20 protein-coding genes are annotated in these 17,931 nt (G+C 34.4%); 19 read left to right on the forward strand and 1 reads right to left on the reverse strand.

Annotated features, from left to right (window positions below; all coding sequences use genetic code 11):
• Positions 1–15 precede the first annotated feature (15 nt).
• The 19 genes from gcvH (at position 16) to tsaB (ending at position 16,547) form a co-directional block, all read left to right on the forward strand.
• Positions 16–396 (forward strand): glycine cleavage system protein GcvH, encoded by a 381-nt coding sequence (gene gcvH / locus NO995_RS17640; protein ID WP_240575253.1) that lies wholly within the window; start codon positions 16–18, stop codon positions 394–396.
• 58 nt (positions 397–454) lie between these two features.
• Positions 455–766: a VanZ family protein gene (locus NO995_RS17645; protein ID WP_258228624.1), complete on the forward strand. Its 312-nt coding sequence runs from the start codon at positions 455–457 to the stop codon at positions 764–766.
• A gap of 62 nt (positions 767–828) precedes the next feature.
• Complete coding sequence (locus NO995_RS17650; RefSeq protein ID WP_240575257.1) at positions 829–1,554, forward strand: energy transducer TonB; 726 nt, start codon at positions 829–831, stop codon at positions 1,552–1,554.
• A gap of 125 nt (positions 1,555–1,679) precedes the next feature.
• Positions 1,680–2,480 carry an energy transducer TonB gene (locus NO995_RS17655; protein WP_258228625.1) on the forward strand — a complete coding sequence of 267 codons (801 nt, stop codon included), beginning with the start codon at positions 1,680–1,682 and terminating at the stop codon, positions 2,478–2,480.
• A gap of 127 nt (positions 2,481–2,607) precedes the next feature.
• On the forward strand, positions 2,608–4,707 hold the full coding sequence (locus tag NO995_RS17660) for a gliding motility protein RemB (RefSeq protein WP_258228626.1): 2,100 nt from the start codon (positions 2,608–2,610) through the stop codon (positions 4,705–4,707).
• A 116-nt stretch (positions 4,708–4,823) separates the two neighbouring features.
• Positions 4,824–5,717, forward strand: a complete 894-nt coding sequence (cyoE, locus tag NO995_RS17665; RefSeq protein ID WP_258228627.1) for a heme o synthase — start codon at positions 4,824–4,826, stop codon at positions 5,715–5,717.
• Between the two features lie 3 nt (positions 5,718–5,720).
• On the forward strand, positions 5,721–6,302 hold the full coding sequence (locus tag NO995_RS17670; RefSeq protein ID WP_258228628.1) for a cytochrome c oxidase subunit 3: 582 nt from the start codon (positions 5,721–5,723) through the stop codon (positions 6,300–6,302).
• A 138-nt stretch (positions 6,303–6,440) separates the two neighbouring features.
• Complete coding sequence (locus NO995_RS17675) at positions 6,441–7,421, forward strand: cytochrome c oxidase subunit 3 (protein ID WP_258228629.1); 981 nt, start codon at positions 6,441–6,443, stop codon at positions 7,419–7,421.
• Positions 7,422–7,440: 19 nt separating this feature from the next.
• Positions 7,441–7,821 carry a cytochrome C oxidase subunit IV family protein gene (locus NO995_RS17680; protein WP_240575266.1) on the forward strand — a complete coding sequence of 127 codons (381 nt, stop codon included), beginning with the start codon at positions 7,441–7,443 and terminating at the stop codon, positions 7,819–7,821.
• A gap of 88 nt (positions 7,822–7,909) precedes the next feature.
• Complete coding sequence (locus NO995_RS17685; RefSeq protein ID WP_258228630.1) at positions 7,910–8,632, forward strand: hypothetical protein; 723 nt, start codon at positions 7,910–7,912, stop codon at positions 8,630–8,632.
• Entirely contained in the window at positions 8,619–9,362 is a 744-nt protein-coding gene (locus NO995_RS17690) for an SCO family protein (protein WP_258228631.1), read from the forward strand. The genes NO995_RS17685 and NO995_RS17690 overlap by 14 nt, the downstream gene beginning before the upstream one ends.
• On the forward strand, positions 9,355–9,888 hold the full coding sequence (locus tag NO995_RS17695; protein ID WP_240575269.1) for a DUF420 domain-containing protein: 534 nt from the start codon (positions 9,355–9,357) through the stop codon (positions 9,886–9,888). The genes NO995_RS17690 and NO995_RS17695 overlap by 8 nt, the downstream gene beginning before the upstream one ends.
• Positions 9,881–10,111, forward strand: a complete 231-nt coding sequence (locus tag NO995_RS17700) for a hypothetical protein (protein ID WP_258228632.1) — start codon at positions 9,881–9,883, stop codon at positions 10,109–10,111. Before NO995_RS17695 ends, NO995_RS17700 begins: the two co-directional genes overlap by 8 nt.
• 90 nt (positions 10,112–10,201) lie before the next feature.
• Entirely contained in the window at positions 10,202–10,903 is a 702-nt protein-coding gene (locus NO995_RS17705) for an ABC transporter ATP-binding protein (RefSeq protein ID WP_240575271.1), read from the forward strand.
• On the forward strand, positions 10,896–12,125 hold the full coding sequence (locus NO995_RS17710; protein ID WP_240575275.1) for an ABC transporter permease: 1,230 nt from the start codon (positions 10,896–10,898) through the stop codon (positions 12,123–12,125). Before NO995_RS17705 ends, NO995_RS17710 begins: the two co-directional genes overlap by 8 nt.
• Position 12,126: 1 nt before the next feature.
• Positions 12,127–13,374, forward strand: a complete 1,248-nt coding sequence (locus tag NO995_RS17715; RefSeq protein WP_258228633.1) for an ABC transporter permease — start codon at positions 12,127–12,129, stop codon at positions 13,372–13,374.
• A 15-nt stretch (positions 13,375–13,389) separates the two neighbouring features.
• Positions 13,390–14,523, forward strand: coding sequence for an efflux RND transporter periplasmic adaptor subunit (locus tag NO995_RS17720; protein ID WP_258228634.1), 1,134 nt, complete (start codon positions 13,390–13,392; stop codon positions 14,521–14,523).
• Between the two features lie 15 nt (positions 14,524–14,538).
• Positions 14,539–15,867, forward strand: a complete 1,329-nt coding sequence (locus NO995_RS17725; protein WP_258228635.1) for a TolC family protein — start codon at positions 14,539–14,541, stop codon at positions 15,865–15,867.
• A gap of 2 nt (positions 15,868–15,869) precedes the next feature.
• A complete protein-coding gene (gene tsaB / locus NO995_RS17730) occupies positions 15,870–16,547 on the forward strand; it encodes a tRNA (adenosine(37)-N6)-threonylcarbamoyltransferase complex dimerization subunit type 1 TsaB (RefSeq protein ID WP_258228636.1) in 678 nt (225 codons plus the stop codon).
• Here the strand turns inward: tsaB and NO995_RS17735 are convergent.
• A complete protein-coding gene (locus tag NO995_RS17735; protein WP_258228637.1) occupies positions 16,544–17,374 on the reverse strand; it encodes a mechanosensitive ion channel family protein in 831 nt (276 codons plus the stop codon). The genes tsaB and NO995_RS17735 overlap by 4 nt on opposite strands.
• Positions 17,375–17,931 lie beyond the last annotated feature (557 nt).

A 17,931-nucleotide genomic window follows, 5' to 3' on the forward strand; every position in this document is an offset into this window, starting at 1 on the left:
TTATATATAATAAAAATGAATATTCCAGCAGAATTAAAATATACTAAAGACCACGAGTGGGTAAGTATAGACGGTGATGTAGCAACAATTGGTATTACAGATTTCGCACAAAGCGAGTTAGGTGATATTGTTTATGTTGAGGTTGAAACTGTTGATGAAACTTTAGAAGCTGAAGAAATTTTTGGAACTGTAGAAGCTGTTAAAACCGTATCAGATTTATTTTTACCAGTATCAGGTGAAATTATCGAGTTTAACGAAGGTTTAGAAGATGCTCCTGAAACAGTAAACAGTGACCCATACGGAGACGGTTGGATGATTAAAGTAAAATGTTCAGACCTTTCTCAAGTAGAAGGTTTAATGTCTGCAGACGATTATAAAGCCCTAATTGGTGCTTAAAAAAAATCTGTTTTTAATAAGTGTTCTTTACACTTTAGCATTAACGTTCGTTTGCTTAATGAAGCTAAAAGAAATGCCTGATGTAGGGATTTCAAATGCCGATAAAGTATTTCATAGTTTGACCTATTTAGTGTTAGCTTTACTGTGGTACGGTACGTTTTTGTTTAAGTTTAAGATGCCCAACGTAAAAGCTTTAATTTATTCCGCATTATTTTCAACAATTTTTGGTATAATTATTGAGGTATTGCAAGGGATGGTAACGGTGACGCGAAAACCTGATTTTGAGGATGTTATTGCAAACTCAGTAGGGGTTTTGTTGGCTGTAGTAGTAGTGTTGGTATACAACAGAACACAGATTAAAAAATTATAAAGACTTGCTTTTTTGACAAATAAATGGTTATTTTAGCAATCCTGAAAAAACGAAATTAAATTATGGAACCTAAAAAGAATCCTAAAGCTAATGTTGGACGTAATAGTTCACTTTACTTTGCAATTGGTTTAGCATTGTTGTTATTTTTAACAAACATGGCTATTAACTATAAAACTTACGACGATAAAGAAGTTGAAATCGGTATGGTAGCGATGGAACAAGAGATAGAAGAAGAAATTCCTCTAACAAACCAAATGGCTACGCCACCACCACCACCACCACCGCCAGCAGCTCCAGAAGTTATTGAAGTTGTAGAGGATGAGGTTGAAGTTGAAGAAACCGTTATCGAATCTACAGAGGTATCTCAGGAAACAGAAATTGTTGAGGTAGCAGACGTAGAAGTTGCAGCAGCAGTAGAAGAAGATATTGAGGTTCCTTTCGCAGTAATCGAGAACGTACCTGTTTTCCCTGGTTGTGAGAAAAAGAAAACCAATCAAGAGAAAAAAGATTGTATGTCTGAAAAAATCACACAGTTTGTTGGTAAAAAGTTTAATACCGATTTAGCAAGTGATTTAGGATTATCAGGAAGACAACGTATTAACGTAATCTTTAAAATTGACAAGTCAGGTAAGGTAACAGGTATTCGTGCCAGAGCACCACACCCAGGTTTAGAAAAAGAAGCAGCTCGTGTAATTGGAATGCTTCCTCAAATGGAACCAGGTAAACAACGTGGAAAAGCGGTAACTGTACCATATTCTTTACCAATCGTTTTTCAAGTACAAGACTAAGGTATCTCGTTTAATAACAAACGTTTATAATATTAAAAACCCGTTACAATTTCTGTAACGGGTTTTCTTTTTTGGTATGCTTATTGTGACTTTATCATAATATTAACATTTAACTTTTAATAATTATGAGTAATCAAAAGAAAACTCACGATCTCATTCGGCAAAATGAGCAAATCGTGAAAAAATCACAAAAGCATGAGGCTAATTTACAAAAAAACACGACCCTCTATTTTCAAATCGGATTAATAGTTTGCCTGCTCTCAGCTTACGGACTATTAGAAATGAAATTTCAATCTGAACTGCCTATGGATTTTGGGGATGTTTTTTATGATGATGGACCACAGGAAATCGACGTTGAAAACTACGAAGTGTATCAGGAAAAAGTAGATATTCCAGAGCCACCACAACCAGAATTACCTGATACGGATTTACCACCCGAAGTGATAGAAAACGATTCGGATATTGAACCCACAGACAATTTTAAAGCACAAGATGAACCCTCTTTATCTAATAGTGATTTAGATCCAGATAAGATAAAACTTGTTGATGCTCCAACTGTCGAGCCAGCGGTTAGTTTTATTAGAGTAGAACAAGTGCCTATTTATCCGGGTTGTGAAAAGGAAAAGGATAATGCAGGACGTAAAAAATGCATGTCAGATAAAATCACAAAGCTTATTCAGCGTAAATTTAATACAGGTTTAGGTGGTGAATATGGTTTGTCGGGTAAACAGGTTATTAGAACGCGCTTCACTATAGATAAAAAAGGAGAGGTAAAAGATTTACAAATTAGAGCGCCACATCCGGAATTAAAAAATGAGGCCGAACGCGTTATTGATTTTATCCCTGTAATGACACCTGGGAAACAACGCGATAAAAATGTAGATGTTATTTACGATTTACCAATAATTTTCGAAGTTCAGGATTAATTTTATCCAACCAGTAAAATTTTAAGCCGATGTCGTTTTTCGATATCGGCTTTTTTTAACGAATGCATTATTAAAAATATAGTATCTTTCTGCCAAATTCAACTCTATCAACTATAATCTGGTATTCATGAAGCAATTCATCATCCTACTTTTTGTATGTCTTCAATATAGTGTATATGCACAAAATGGATTGTATTACGAGAAACCACCGGTATTTTCAAATTGCGATTCGGTATCGGTTAGTGAATTACAAAAGTGTTTCGATAGTAATGTTTATAATCATATTTATAACACTTTTAATGTACCGCAAAAAGTTAATGACGATAAGTATAAAGGAGATATTGTGGTGCTTTTTGAGGTAGATACGCTTGGTAGCTTTAAAGTTATTTATGTTGATGCCATGTATGAAGAACTGAAAACGGAAACAAAGCGTGTATTTTCAGAATTCCCAAAGGTGGCACCTGCAACTTATAATGGCAGAAAGACATTTAAACAATATTCTATAAAGGTGAAGATTCCTCTTGTTAATCAATCTGATATTCAAAATCAGGAATCAAAAATGAAAACCATTACAGCGATAGAAGAAAAAGCAAAAACAGAGTTTGATAGTGTTAATGCTACTTTAGTTGCTTTTGAAAATAAGGCGTATTCAAGTCAGTTAAACATTCCATTTACGCATGCCGATTATGCCAAATTCGATAGGCAAATCAACTTAGTGGGAACGAACAGTCATACGGCATCAAAGCCTTTTGTTTATCAGGATGTCGCGAAGTATTACGATTTTGATGCAGAAACAGAAAAGCTTCTGCAGAAGAGAGAGACCTGGTTTGGTAGAAAGTTATGGAATGAGCATTTAGTGCAATTGCAGGGAAAAGAGTATTGGTTTACCATCGATCCGATATTCGATTTGGAAGTTGGTAAAGATACCGATGCCGATTTCAGTTCAACTTATAATAATACGAGAGGTCTAAGAGTGCAAGGAGGATTAGGGAAGAAGTTTAATTTTTTCACTACGGTTTATGAAAGCCAGGGGCGTTTTGCTCAATATTTTAACGACTATGCAGAAAGCTTAAAAGCTTTCGGGCCTGATCCGGCTATTATTCCCGGACGAGGTATAGCAAAACGATTCAAAACAGATTCGTATGATTATCCTGTTGCCGAAGCTTATTTGTCTTATGCACCTGTAGATTTTTTAAACATTCAGTTTGGGCATGGTAAAAACTTTATAGGCGATGGGTATCGTTCCTTATTATTAAGTGATGTGTCAAGTCCGCACCCGTTTTTAAAATTAAATACGCAGTTCTGGAAAATTAAATACACCAACACCTGGATGTGGTTGCGCGATGTGCGTCCGGAAGTTACCGAAGACGGTGCCTTTTTAACCAAGTACATGGCGAATCATTATTTAAGCTGGAATGTATCGAAACGTTTAAATCTTGGTTTTTTCGAATCAGTAATGTGGACCGATGCTAATAACCGTGGATTTGATATTAATTACCTAAACCCGATTATTTTTTACAGAGCAATAGAGTTTGAAACCGGACAGGATGCTGGAAATGCCATTCTGGGAGCATCAGCAAAATATAAAGTGAACGACAACATTAATGTTTATAGTCAGTTTGTATTAGATGAATTTAAACTCAGCGATGTAAAAGCTGGCGAACGAAGTTGGTCCAATAAATATGGTTATCAGTTTGGTATTAAATATTACAATGCCTTTAAAGTTGATAATCTATTGCTTCAGGCAGAATACAATCGTATTCGTCCTTATACCTATTCTCATAATACGATTGCCACGAATTACGGGCATAACAACCAGTCTATGGCACATTTATGGGGAGCTAACTTTAGTGAATTTATATTAATCGGTCGCTATCATTATAACCGATGGTTTGCTAATGCTAAGTTGATTTTTGGTACACGCGGATTAGATTTTAATGATGGAACGGACAATTACAGTTATGGAGGTGATGTGTATCGCGATTATGACGATCGCCCATTCGATAAAGGTGTTGAAGTTGGTCAAGGAAATAAAACCACTGTGTTTAATGGAAATCTTCAGGCGGGATATTTAATAAATCCGGCATCAAACCTAAAAATTTATGCAGATGTAACTTTTAGAGATTTTAATCCGGAAGCCGAAACAACATCAACATTTAAGTCAAACACCGTTTGGATGAATTTCGGAATCCGTACCGATTTATTTAATTGGTATTTCGATTTTTAGAGTAAGTTCTTTAAAGTCAGTTAACTTTTTTAAATACCTGTAAAAAGCATTGGTCAGATTGGTTTTAAAAAGTATCTTTGCACTCGCAAAATGAAAGCGATTAAGTAAAAAGAACATTGGGTAACTCAAAAACTTCATTAACAGCCCCTTCGGTTATTTCAGATTTTAAAGAAATTACTAAAATGCGTTTGGCATTAAGTGTCGTGTTTTCGTCACTTGCCGGTTATTTACTTGGGGTAGATACAGTAAACTATAAGACACTTTTATTACTGGCTTTAGGTGGGTATTTTATGGTTGGTGCATCGAATGCATTTAACCAAATTATAGAAAAGGATTTAGATGCCTTAATGAACCGTACCAAAAACAGACCAATTCCTTCGGGGCGTATGTCGGTAACCACAGCATTTATTATAGCGTGTGTATTTACATTGGCGGGTATCATTATTTTGTACGCTATTAATAAGCAAACGGCAATGTTTGGTGCGATATCTATCTTTTTATACACTTGTGTGTATACACCATTAAAAACTAAGACACCATTAGCAGTATTTGTTGGGGCCATTCCAGGAGCTATACCGTTTATGTTAGGATGGGTAGCTGCAACCAACGATTTTGGTATTGAACCAGGCACCTTATTTGCGCTTCAGTTTTTCTGGCAATTCCCACATTTCTGGGCGATAGGCTGGTTTTTGTATGAAGATTACAAAAAGGGAGGATTCTTTATGTTGCCAACAGGAAAACAAGATAAAGGTACCGCTGTACAGGTTATTATGTATACCATCTGGACTATTTTGGTATCTATTATTCCAGTATTTGGTTTTACAGGAAAATTACAATTAAGTATCGTGTCGGCTCTGATTGTATTCTTATTAGGATTATGGATGCTGTATTACGCCTTCCGATTATTTAAAGTAATGACTGAAAAGGCCGCGCGCCAATTAATGCTTGTTAGCGTATCGTATATATCGTTAATACAAATTGTATACGTCATAGATAAATTTATAAGATAAACCATGGATTTAACACAAGGTACAACAGAAGAGAAAACCGGAAGAGCAAAAAAAATGATGCTTTGGTTTGGTATCATTTCATTAGTGATGTCGTTTGCAGGATGGACAAGTGCTTTTATTGTGAGTAGTTCTAGACCAGACTGGTTAAAAGACTTCCAATTACCAAATGCTTTTATTATCAGTACAGTTGTTATTGTATTAAGTAGCATCAGTATTTTATTAGCAAAGCAAGCCTTAAAGAAAGATAATAGGAATGGAGCCATGCTTTGGCTTGTTGTTACTTTAATATTAGGTGTTGTTTTTATCTACAATCAGTTTGTCGGGTTTCAGCAAATCATAGATTTAGGCTACAACTTTACAGGGCCAACCAGTAATGTAACCATGTCTTATGTGTATGTTATTGCGGTAATGCATATATTACATGTTGTAGCGGGGTTAGTTTGTTTGTTAGTTGTAATTTATAATCATTTTAAACAGAAGTATTCATCAAGCAATATGCTTGGCTTTGAGCTAGCTGCAACATTTTGGCATTTTGTTGATATACTGTGGGTGTATCTATTTCTGTTTTTATATTTCGTAAGATAAAATAATTCACATTTTTATAAAATCTTTGTAAACATCGGTAAACATCGGCATTTAAGCCCTTAAAAATTAAGTTTGATGTTTCATTACATGAATAAAATACTTATTTTTGTCCAAATTTTAAAATAATAACCAACTTATATGAGTACTACAGTTGTAACTACTGAGACAGAAGGTAAAACTTGGGGTGGTGGTAATGAGCCACTTAAGGCAAGTTACGGTAAGATGATGATGTGGTTTTTCATCGTTTCGGATGCCTTAACATTTTCAGGTTTTTTAGCGGCCTATGGGTTTTCAAGATTTAAATTTATCGATGCGTGGCCAATAGCCGATGAAGTATTTACTCACGTACCGTTTTTACACGGGCAAGAGTTGCCAATGATTTATGTGGCATTCATGACGTTCGTTCTTATTATGTCGTCTGTAACTATGGTTTTAGCTGTAGATGCAGGACACCATTTAAATAAAGCGAAAGTTACTTTATACATGTTCTTAACCATTATTGGTGGTTTAATCTTCGTAGGATCTCAAGCATGGGAGTGGGCTACATTTATTAAAGGAGATTTCGGAGCAGTAGAAACTAAAGGTGGTAATATTTTACAGTTCGTAGATACTGAAGGTCACCGTGTAGCATTAAAAGATTTTGTTGTTGCTGGTGAGCATGAGCGTGTTCAACAAGAACGTAAAAATGGATTATGGTTCGTAGGTGAAGGTTCTTTACCAACTTACACTGTAGAAGATGTAATTCACAGTTTTGAGGCTGACGATAACCTTTTAATCAGAACACAGGAATTAACCGAGCACGGTCATAAAACAGTTTTAACAAGAGCTGAATCTCTATACCAGTTAAAAGCTAACGGTAAATTAGTTGTTGAAGGAGCTAACTTGCAACATAACGAATATGGTTCGCCATTATTTGCTGACTTCTTTTTCTTTATTACTGGTTTCCACGGATTCCACGTATTCTCTGGAGTTGTTTTAAACATCATTATTTTCTTTAATGTTGTTTTAGGAACTTACGAAAAACGTAAGAGCTACGAAATGGTTGAGAAAGTTGGATTATACTGGCACTTTGTCGATTTAGTTTGGGTATTTGTATTTACATTCTTCTACCTAGTTTAATATTAAAAATAGCGTTAAAATGGCACAAGATCATAAATTAGAAATATTAAGAGGTTTAGTTAAATTTAAATCGAATACACAAAAAATCTGGGGTGTATTAGTATTCTTATCTCTTGTAACTGCAGTTGAAGTTATTTTAGGTATTTACAAACCAGAATCGTTAATGATAAAAGTGTTAGGTATGAAATTACTTAACTGGATATTTATCATTTTAACTATCGTAAAAGCATATTACATTACCTGGGATTTCATGCACATGCGTGATGAAACTAAAGGCTTGAGACGTGCCGTTGTTTGGACAACTATTTTCTTAATTCTTTATTTAACCTTCATCTTATTACAAGAAGGTGGGTATGTATTTAATGTTTACGATAAAGGATATATCAAATCAGATTTTTAACTATTATAATTTAGTTAAATAGAAATATAAAGGCGGTTATTAAACCGCCTTTTTTTATTTTTGCACCGCAATACACAACAGGTATTTAATGAATTATAAGAAAATAAGTAGATACGTCGTTTTAGCAGTTTTGTTCTTTCTGCCTGTAACGTTCCTATTGTTTTTATATCCGGCAACACATAATTATACTCCGCTGGATATTGTTAATGAATCGGTATTGGATATCGAAGGATTTACTTCAGAAGAGGAAGAAAGGATTCTTTTAAAAAATCATATTACAGTATTGGGATTTTTAGGAATAAACCCAATTGATAATGCGGTTGAAGTATCGAACTTAAAGGAGTTGGTTTACGATAAATTTAAAGGGTTTAAAAAGTTTCAGATTGTGTTGGTTGTACCAAACGGAACCGAGAAATCTGTTGAAAAATTAAAGGAAGAAGTTTTTACTTATGAGGATTTGAAATTCTGGCATTTTGTTTACGGGTCTCCTGAACAAATTCAAAGAGTATATGCAAGTCTTAAAACTGAAGAAGCTTTAGGTTCTCGTTTAGAAACCAACAAAATATTTATTGTTGACAAAGACCTTTATCAACGTGGGCGCTTCGATGATAGAGAAGATAGAGAGAAAGAAAAGAACAATCCGGTTTATGGCTTATATGGCTATAACACTATAGAAGTTGCCGAAATTAAAAATAAAATGAGTGACGATTTACGTATCTTGTTTACAGAATACAGACAGAAGCGTAAAGGTGAATTCGATTCGACAAGCCGAAGAGAAAACGATTTAAAAAGCAGTCATGAAGAAGAATAATTATTCATACATAGGCATTGCATTTATCATTCTGTTGTTTGGTATTTTGTTCATTCCTAAAATTATTGATCGCATTCAAAATGGCGACGTTGTTCGAGACGAAAGCCGCAGCGATTTTGCAAATGAAAAAAGAGACATTACATCCGATTTGGCTTTTATTGAAGTTGATGGAGTGGCTAAAAAAGTGCCTAGTTTTTCATTTACCGACCAAAATGGGAAAACCATTACCAATGAAGATTACTTAGGTAAAGTATATGTGGTAGAATTCTTTTTTACAACGTGTCCAACCATTTGTCCGCGTATGAGTAAAAATCTGGTTCAGGTACAAAACAGCTTTAAAGATTTTGATAATTTTGGGGTAGCATCGTTCACTATAAATCCAGCTTACGATACAGTTGAAGTGCTAAAAGAGTATGCAACTCAGTATGGTGTTACCAACCCAAACTGGCACTTAATGACAGGCGATCGTGATGATATTTATAAATTATCAAACGAAGGATTTAATTTGTATTCAGCCGAAGATGAAAACGCTGCTGGAGGTTTCGAACATTCTGGTAACTTTGCATTAATCGACAAAAGCGGATTCATTCGTTCACGAAAAGACGATTACGGAAATCCAATTATATATTACAGAGGAATCGCTTCAGAAGAAGAGCAAGTAGATGAAGATGGCGCTCCTCAGGAAATTACAGCATTAAAAGAAGATATTAAAAAATTACTTCATGAATAAATCAGAGCAAATTATAGACGACAAGAAGTATAATAAGTTAATCGTTGTTTTATCGGTTGTTATTCCGGTTGTCGTAGCGATTTTATTTGGTGTTAAAATAGATGCAACTTTACCTGTTTTTTTACCGCCAATCTATGCCGTAATAAATGCGATTACAGCTTTAGTTTTGGTAATGGCTTTTATTGCTGTTCAAAATGGAAAGATTAAGTTGCACGAGCAACTTATGAAATTTGCTATCTTATTATCGTTACTGTTTTTAGTTATGTATGTGGCGTACCACATGACGAGTGATTCTACAAAGTTTGGTGGGGAAGGTATATTAAAGTATATGTATTATTTTATTTTAATTACGCATATTTTAATGTCTATTATCGTAATACCTTTTGTGCTTATAACATACGTTCGAGGTATTACCAATAATATTGAAAGACACAAGAAAATTGCGAAAATTACATTTCCATTATGGCTTTATGTTGCTATTACAGGTGTTGTTGTGTACATAATGATTTCTCCTTATTATGCTTAATTCAGTAAAATATAAAATTGTATTCGGTTTATTAGCATTGTTTTCTTTTGTAGAAACAAATGCCCAGTGTGCCATGTGTCGTGCAGTTTTAGAAAGTGAAGAAGGGCAGTCGGCAGCACAGGGAATTAACGATGGTATTGTCTATTTAATGGCGCTTCCGTATATATTAGTAGGTGGCATTGGCTATCTTATTTATAAGAAATTTAACACCTCAAAAAAATAAAGTGTAAATTATTTAAACTATTTTGTAACATATTCTTGCTTAGTGAGTCTAACTTCAAAACGACTCCAAGTAAACAAACTTTCTTAGTATATGTTACAAATTCATGAATTGCACAAATCCTATCCAATAGGGGATTCCAGTTTACACGTATTAAAGGGTATTGATTTATCTGTTAAAGAAGGTGAGATGGTTGCCATCATGGGCTCTTCGGGTTCTGGTAAGTCCACATTACTGAACATTATTGGAATGCTCGATGAAGCCGATTCTGGGGACTATATTTTGGATGGTTTGGCTATAAAAGATCTTACCGAAAAGAAATCTGCCGTTTATCGTAATAAGTTTCTTGGTTTTATTTTTCAGTCGTTTAACCTTATCAATTATAAGACTGCACTTGAAAATGTTGCCTTACCTTTATACTATCAAGGAATGAAACGTAAGGAACGTTTAGAATTAGCTATGTTTCATTTAGAAAAAGTTGGCTTGGCAGAATGGTCTCATCATTTACCAAAGGAACTTTCCGGAGGACAGAAGCAGCGTGTTGCGATTGCTCGAGCCTTGGCAGCCAACCCAAAATTACTTCTTGCCGATGAGCCCACCGGTGCACTGGATACAAAAACATCCTATGAAATTATGGCTTTTATTCAGCAGTTAAATGATGAAGGTAAGACTATATTAATGGTAACTCATGAAGAAGATATCGCCAATATGTGTAAACGTATTATCCGTTTGCGTGATGGTGTTATTATGGAAGATACTAAAGTTGATCAAGTAAGAGCCGAACAATATGTTTGATTTAGATCTTTGGCGAGAAATATTTCAAAGTATTAATAAAAACAGAACCAGAAGTGTTATGTCTGGTTTTACCGTTTCATTTGCTATTTTGTTATTTGTCATTCTTTTTGGAATCGCCAATGGTTTAAAAAATACCTTTAAACAAGCTTTCGGTGATGAGGCTTTAAATCGGGTTTTTATAAATTCAGGGAAAACGGTTACTGCGAGTAAAGGACTTCAGGCTGGCAGACGAATTCGGTTTAAAAATGAAGATTTCGATTATATAAAAAATGAATTTGATAGCGATATAGAATTTATTACCGGTCGGATTAACAGAAGTGTCAATGCATCTTTCAGAAGTGAGAAAAAAAGTTATAGTCTGTCGGCTGTTCATCCGGACTTTCAGTTTTTAGAAAAAACAGAAATTAAAGAGGGACGGTATATCAATCAAAACGATATACAAAATACGAGCAAGGTTGTTGTTATTGGACGACTTGTAGAAGAAGATCTTTTTAAAGAAACAAAAGCTTTAGGAAAATATATTAATTTAAGTGGTATTCCATATAAAGTTGTAGGTGTTTATACAGACGATGGTGGAGATGACGAAGAACGACTTATCTATACGCCAATATCTACCGTTCAGCGTTTGTATGGTAATAACGATTATATCGATCAAATATATTTAACTTATAATCCCGAGTTAAATTATGATCAGGCTTTGGCATTCAGTAATCTTTTAATGATAAAGTTAAAAGATAGATTTTCAGTAGATGCTACAGATCAGCGTGCGATAAGGGTTCATAATCTGGCTTCAGAAGCTCAAAAGGTGAGTATGTTTAGTATGGCATTAACCAGTATTATTCTAATTATTGGTTTGGGAACTTTAATAGCTGGAATTGTTGGGATTAGTAATATCATGATTTTTATAGTTAAAGAGCGCACGAAAGAGATTGGAATACGAAAGGCTTTAGGAGCGTCACCAAAATCCATTGTTTCGATAATTTTAATTGAGTCTATAGTTGTAACGACTATTGCCGGATACGTTGGGCTACTTATTGGTGTTTGGGTTTTAAAAATTATAGGACCAAGTTTGGTGCAATATTCTATTATTAATCCATATGTAAGTACCAGTCTCGTGATAAGTGCAACAATAATTTTAATAATTTCTGGAGCCATTGCCGGATATTTTCCTGCTAAGAAGGCGTCAGAGATAAAACCAATAGTAGCTTTAAGAAACGATTAGTATGTTTAGATTTTTATTCGATAAAGATACTTGGCAGGAAGTTTTCGACAGTTTAAGTAAAAACAAGTTGAGAACCATCCTTACTATGGTTGGTGTCTGGTGGGGAATATTGTTACTGGTTAGTTTGCTAGGCGCTGCTCGTGGCTTGGAGAATACGTTTAATCGTTTGTTTGGAGATTTTTCAACGAATAGTGTTATTGTTTTTGGAGGTCAAACTAGTATTCCTTTTAACGGATTTCAAAAAGGAAAAAGGGTTCGGTTAAGGTTGTCGGATATTGAAAAATTAGATGAAAATATAAAAGGTATTGAGTTTACGGTACCCAGAAATATGAATCAAGCACTTGTGGTTAGAGATTTTCTCTCAGCAGATTTAAATGTTCTTGGAGATTATCCTGTTTTAGACAAAATCAAAAAAAGAAATCTAATCAGTGGGCGATTTATCAATCAGAATGATATTGATAACCATAAAAAAGTAACGGTTATTTCTGAGGATACTTATAAGCAGCTGTTCAAAAAAGACGAAAAGGCCATAGGCGAATATATTCAAATTGGAGATATTAATTATCTGGTTGTTGGGGTATACAAAAAGGGAGTTATTGATAATTTCGGCCCAAGTGAAGATGTGTATATTCCCTTTTCTACATTTCAGCAAGTCTATAATCAGGCAGATAAAGTTTCTTTTTTAATGATTACAGGTAAGCCGGAATACGATATAGAACAAATAGAAATGGATACCAAGTTGCTGTTAAAAAATCTGAATCAAGTACATCCAGAGGATAATCAGGCTTTTGGGGCTATTAATATTGGAAAGGAGTTTGCAAAAAGGTATAAGTTTTTAACCGGGATGCAGTTTTTAACCTGGTTTGTAGGTATTGCTACATTAATAGCAGGTGTCTTCGCCATTGGAAATATCTTGTTAATTACCGTAAAAGAACGTACTAAAGAAATAGGTGTTCGGCGTGCATTGGGGGCCACGCCTTTTGAAATTCAAAGACAAATAGTTGTCGAAGCGGTATTTTTAACAATGGTTGCTGGAATGTTTGGAGTTATATCTGGTGGGTGGATTTTAATTACATTAAATCATTTTTACGGACAAGGTAGTGAAGCAGTTTTGGTTAATGCATCAGTATCTATTCTTGTACTATTTATAGCATTAGTTGTTTCAGTCGTTTTTGGAACGTTGATAGGACTCATTCCGGCCATTAAGGCAACTAGTGTAAAACCAATAGAAGCATTAAGAGAAGAATAAACAATCAATATAAACATGAATAAAACAGTAAAAATTATTATAGGAATTGTTGTTTTAATCCTATTACTGGTAGTGTTGAAGTATTTTAAGGATGCCAATTCAAAGACTATTGAAGAATACGAAGTTGAAGAGCCATTTTACACCTCGATTAATACCAAAGCTGTGGCAACAGGGAAATTGAATCCTGAAGAAGAAATTGAATTAAAACCTCAAATTTCCGGAATCATCGATGAGATTCTTGTTGAAGAAGGCGATAGGGTTGAAAAGGGCGATTTAATTGCTAAAATTCGAGTAGTACCTAATGAGCAAAGTTTAGTGAGTGCAAGTAGCCAAATTAAAACTGCACAGTTGTCTTTTAGTAATGCTGAAACGTTATACAATAGAAATAAATCGCTTTTTGAAAAAGGGGTGATTTCTCAACAGGACTTTGAAAACAGTGAATTAACATTTAACCAGGCGAAAGAAACTTTAAAGCAGGCACAAAATAATTATCAAATTATTAAGCGAGGTTCTATTTCAGGAGGATCTTCTGCCAATACCAATATTATAGCACAAATTTCAGGAACTATTTTAGAGATTCCGGTGAGAGAAGGCGATCAGGTTATTGAGAGTAACAACTTTAATGAAGGAACAACCATTGCCACTGTCGCCGATATGAGTCAAATGATTTTTGAAGGTAAGGTTGATGAGGCCGAAGTGGGTAAGCTTTCTGAAGGTAGAGAGATAAAAGTCGTATTGGGAGCCATAAAAGATAAAGATTTCCCAGCTAAGTTAATCTTTATTGCGCCTAAAGGTGTTGAAGAAAACGGCGCTGTTCAGTTTACTATAAAGGCTAACGTAACTATAGATGAAGGTACCAATGTAAGAGCGGGCTATAGTGCTAATGCAGAAATTGATATTGAAAGTAAAGATAGTGTCTTTGCTATTCGAGAAGCGTTGTTGCAATACAATCGAATTACTGAAAAACCTTTTGTAGAGGTTTTAGAAGCAGAAGGAAAGTATAAAAAAGTAGATGTGGTTTTAGGAATTTCAGATGGTATTAATGTTGAAATTACAGAAGGACTCAAAAAAGAGGATAAGATAAAAATCTGGAATAAAACATCTGATGAAGAAAAGGTAGAAGTAAGACCAGGACCACCTGCACACTAAAAGATAAGATAGAGTATGTTTAAATATAAAACTAAAATAAGTATAGTCGTATTTTTTGTAGGAGCTGCGGTTTTTGCTCAGGAAAAAATATGGAGCTTACAGGAATGTGTCGACTATGCCTTAGAAAATAATATTAGTGTACAAAAGTCCAATAATTCTATATTAACTAGCGAACAAAATGTAGTGGCTGCAAAAGGTAATTTATTACCATCCTTGGGAGCAAGTGCAAGCCAATCCATGGGGTTTGGTAATCAGGAGTTGTTTCAGGGTCAGTTTGTTAATCGTACATCGCACCAAACGAATGTGGGGATACAGGTTTCCCAAAATGTATTTAATGGTTTCCGTAATACCAATATTTATAAACAATCCTTGTTGTCTCAGGAAGCTAGTGAATTACAATTGCAGCAATTAAAAGACGACATTTCACTAAATGTAGCGAATGCTTATTTAAATATTTTGTTCAACAAGGAGAATTTAGAAGCAGCAAAAGCTCAAATTGAATTTTCAAAAGGACAATTAGAGCAGGTTAAAAGTTTTGTAGATGCAGGAGTTCAGCCCAGAGCCAATATTTTTGATGCCGAAGCCACTTTGGCTTCAGATGAGCAGAGTTTAACAACTGCAGAAAACAATTATAATTTGTCCTTGCTAACATTGTCGCAATTGCTTCAAATTCCATACAAAGGATTTCAGGTAGAAATGATAAATATCGATGCGTCTTATTTTGCTTTATTTTATCATGATGTCGATTCTATTTTAGAATATGCTTATAGTAATAGAAATGAAATTAAGCTGGCAGAGAAAAATATAGAAGTCGCCGAGTTGGGTACCGAAATTAACAAAGCAGGATATTGGCCAAGTGTAAGTTTTGGATATGGTTTTGGGTCTAATGTTTTTTATTCTAATTTAACTGAAAATGAAGATTCATTTTTTAATCAGCTTAATAATCAAAAATCGCATTCTTTTAGGTTAGGGGTAAACATTCCTATTTTCTCTCAGTTTCAAAACAAAACGGCAGTAGCCAAATCGCAAATACAGGAATTAAACTCTAAATTAGATTTAGAACAAGCTAAATTAGATTTAGAAGGAAATATTCAAAGAGCCTTTACAGATGCGCAAGCAGCATTGAAAGCATATGAATCTGCAAAAAAATCTATCGAATCTCAAAAACTGGCCTTCGAAAATGCGGAAGAACGCTACAAATTAGGGAATATGACGGCTTTCGATTTAGAGCAAACCAGAATAAGATACTTAAATGCACAGAATTTATTAATAAATGCGAAGTATGATTTTGTTTTTAAGACAAAAGTTTTAGACTTTTACATGGGAAAAACAATAACAAATTAAAATTGGCATTAATACTTAACATAGAAACGGCTACAACAAACTGTTCTGTAGCTTTATCGAGAGATGGAGAGACAATCTTTTTAAAAGAAGATAACAGTAAGAACTATTCGCATGCCGAAAGTTTACATGTATTTATAGATTCAGTTTTAAAAGAAGCAAATGTTGATGCAAATAATTTAGATGCTATTGCCATTAGTAAAGGGCCTGGTTCTTATACAGGATTACGTATTGGGGTGTCGGCAGCAAAAGGCTTATGTTTTGCATTAGATAAACCTTTGGTCTCAGTGCCTACATTACAAGCATTGGCTTGGCAGGTGAAAATAACGGAAGGCATTATCGTATCGATGTTAGATGCCAGACGTATGGAAGTGTATTCGGCAATTTACGATTCAAATTATAACGAGGTAAGAGCAACCGAAGCTCAGATTTTAGATGAAAACGCTTTCGCGGAATATTTAAATCAGGGTAAAGTATACTTTATAGGTAATGGCGTTGAAAAAACAAAAACTTTAATTCAGCATCCAAATGCTATTTTTGTTGACGATAAATTACCATCAGCAAACGAGATGGGGGCAATTAGTGATGCTAAGTATAAAAAAAGCGACACCGAAGATGTCGCTTATTTTGAGCCTTATTATTTAAAGGACTTTGTGGTTATGAAACCAAAACCGAAGTCTTAACCTTTCTTTTGTATTTCAACTTGATGTGGGTAAGGAATTTCAATACCTGCAGCATCAAGAGCTAACTTAATATTTTCGGTACATTCAAAGTAAACTGTCCAGTAATCTTCAGCGTTACACCATGGTCTTACCGCGAAGTTTACAGAGCTATCTGCCAACTCAAGAACGTTAACTGTTGGAGCAGGCGTGTCAATAACTTTTGGGTGAGATGTTAAAACGTTCATTAAAACCTCTTTGGTTTGTTTAATGTCGGCATCATAGCTAACACCAATAACTAAATCTACTCGACGTGTTCCTTCAGTGGTATAATTGATAATGTTTCCGTTAGATAAGGCACCGTTTGGAATAATGATTTCTCTGTTTGAAAGTCCGGTTAATTTTGTTGTAAAGATTTCAATGTGTTTTACAACGCCTATTTCACCTTGTGCTTCAATTAAATCGCCAATTTTAAAAGGTTTAAAAATCATAATTAAAACCCCACCTGCAAAATTACCTAAAGAACCTTGTAGAGCCATACCTACGGCTAAACCTGCAGCAGCAATAATGGCAGCAAACGATGTGGTTGGTACTCCAAGGGTTCCTAGCAATGTAATGATTAAAAGGATTTTTAAGCCCCAGCTAAAAAGGTTTAATAAAAACTTCTGCAGACTTTCCTCATAATTACTTTTCGACATAATTTTTTTAGTCGCCTTCAGGATATTTTTAATAATCCACGATCCAATAATCCAGATAAGAATGGCACCTATTACTTTTAATCCGTATTCGGTGATAAAGTCCATTAACTTTCCAGAGTCAAAACTTTGAAAATCAATTTCTGCTAAATTCATAATGTGTTTGTTTATATTTCATTCAAAAATATTAACTAATCTAGACTTTACTTGATAAAACCAGTGAAAAAATAGTTAAATCTTACAAATGTTATAATTGGTTAATAATGTTTACTCCGTTTAAGACACGCAAACTTTTGCTGAGGTCAAAGTTAAATGGCTTTTATAGTATTATAGCATTACCCTCCGTGGTGCTTCTGGTCGGGCTGTCCACTATATCTTTTAATGCTATTGTATATATAGTATAAGAGGTGATTTTTAGGTATACATATATATAGTATATTATAAAGAATAGGTAGTAAGCATAAAAAGGATGCCGTTTCATCCCAAAGGTAAAATCATCTTCATATAATATATATAGAAGAGTTGTTCTTATATTATAGATATTATAAAACCGAAGGTTTTTGTTCTAATGCAGTCATAGCATTAGGTTGAATCAAAAATAATTTGGATGTAACTTATTGTAAATAAGCATTGGACAAAAAACTTTCAAAAAAAGGCGATAAAAAGTTTGTTTGGTAGAGAAAAAGGGTGGTATATTTGCAGCCCGTTAGCGG

It is taken from the genome of Aestuariibaculum sp. M13 (genome assembly GCF_024723255.1).
GTDB lineage: Bacteria > Bacteroidota > Bacteroidia > Flavobacteriales > Flavobacteriaceae > Aestuariibaculum > Aestuariibaculum lutulentum.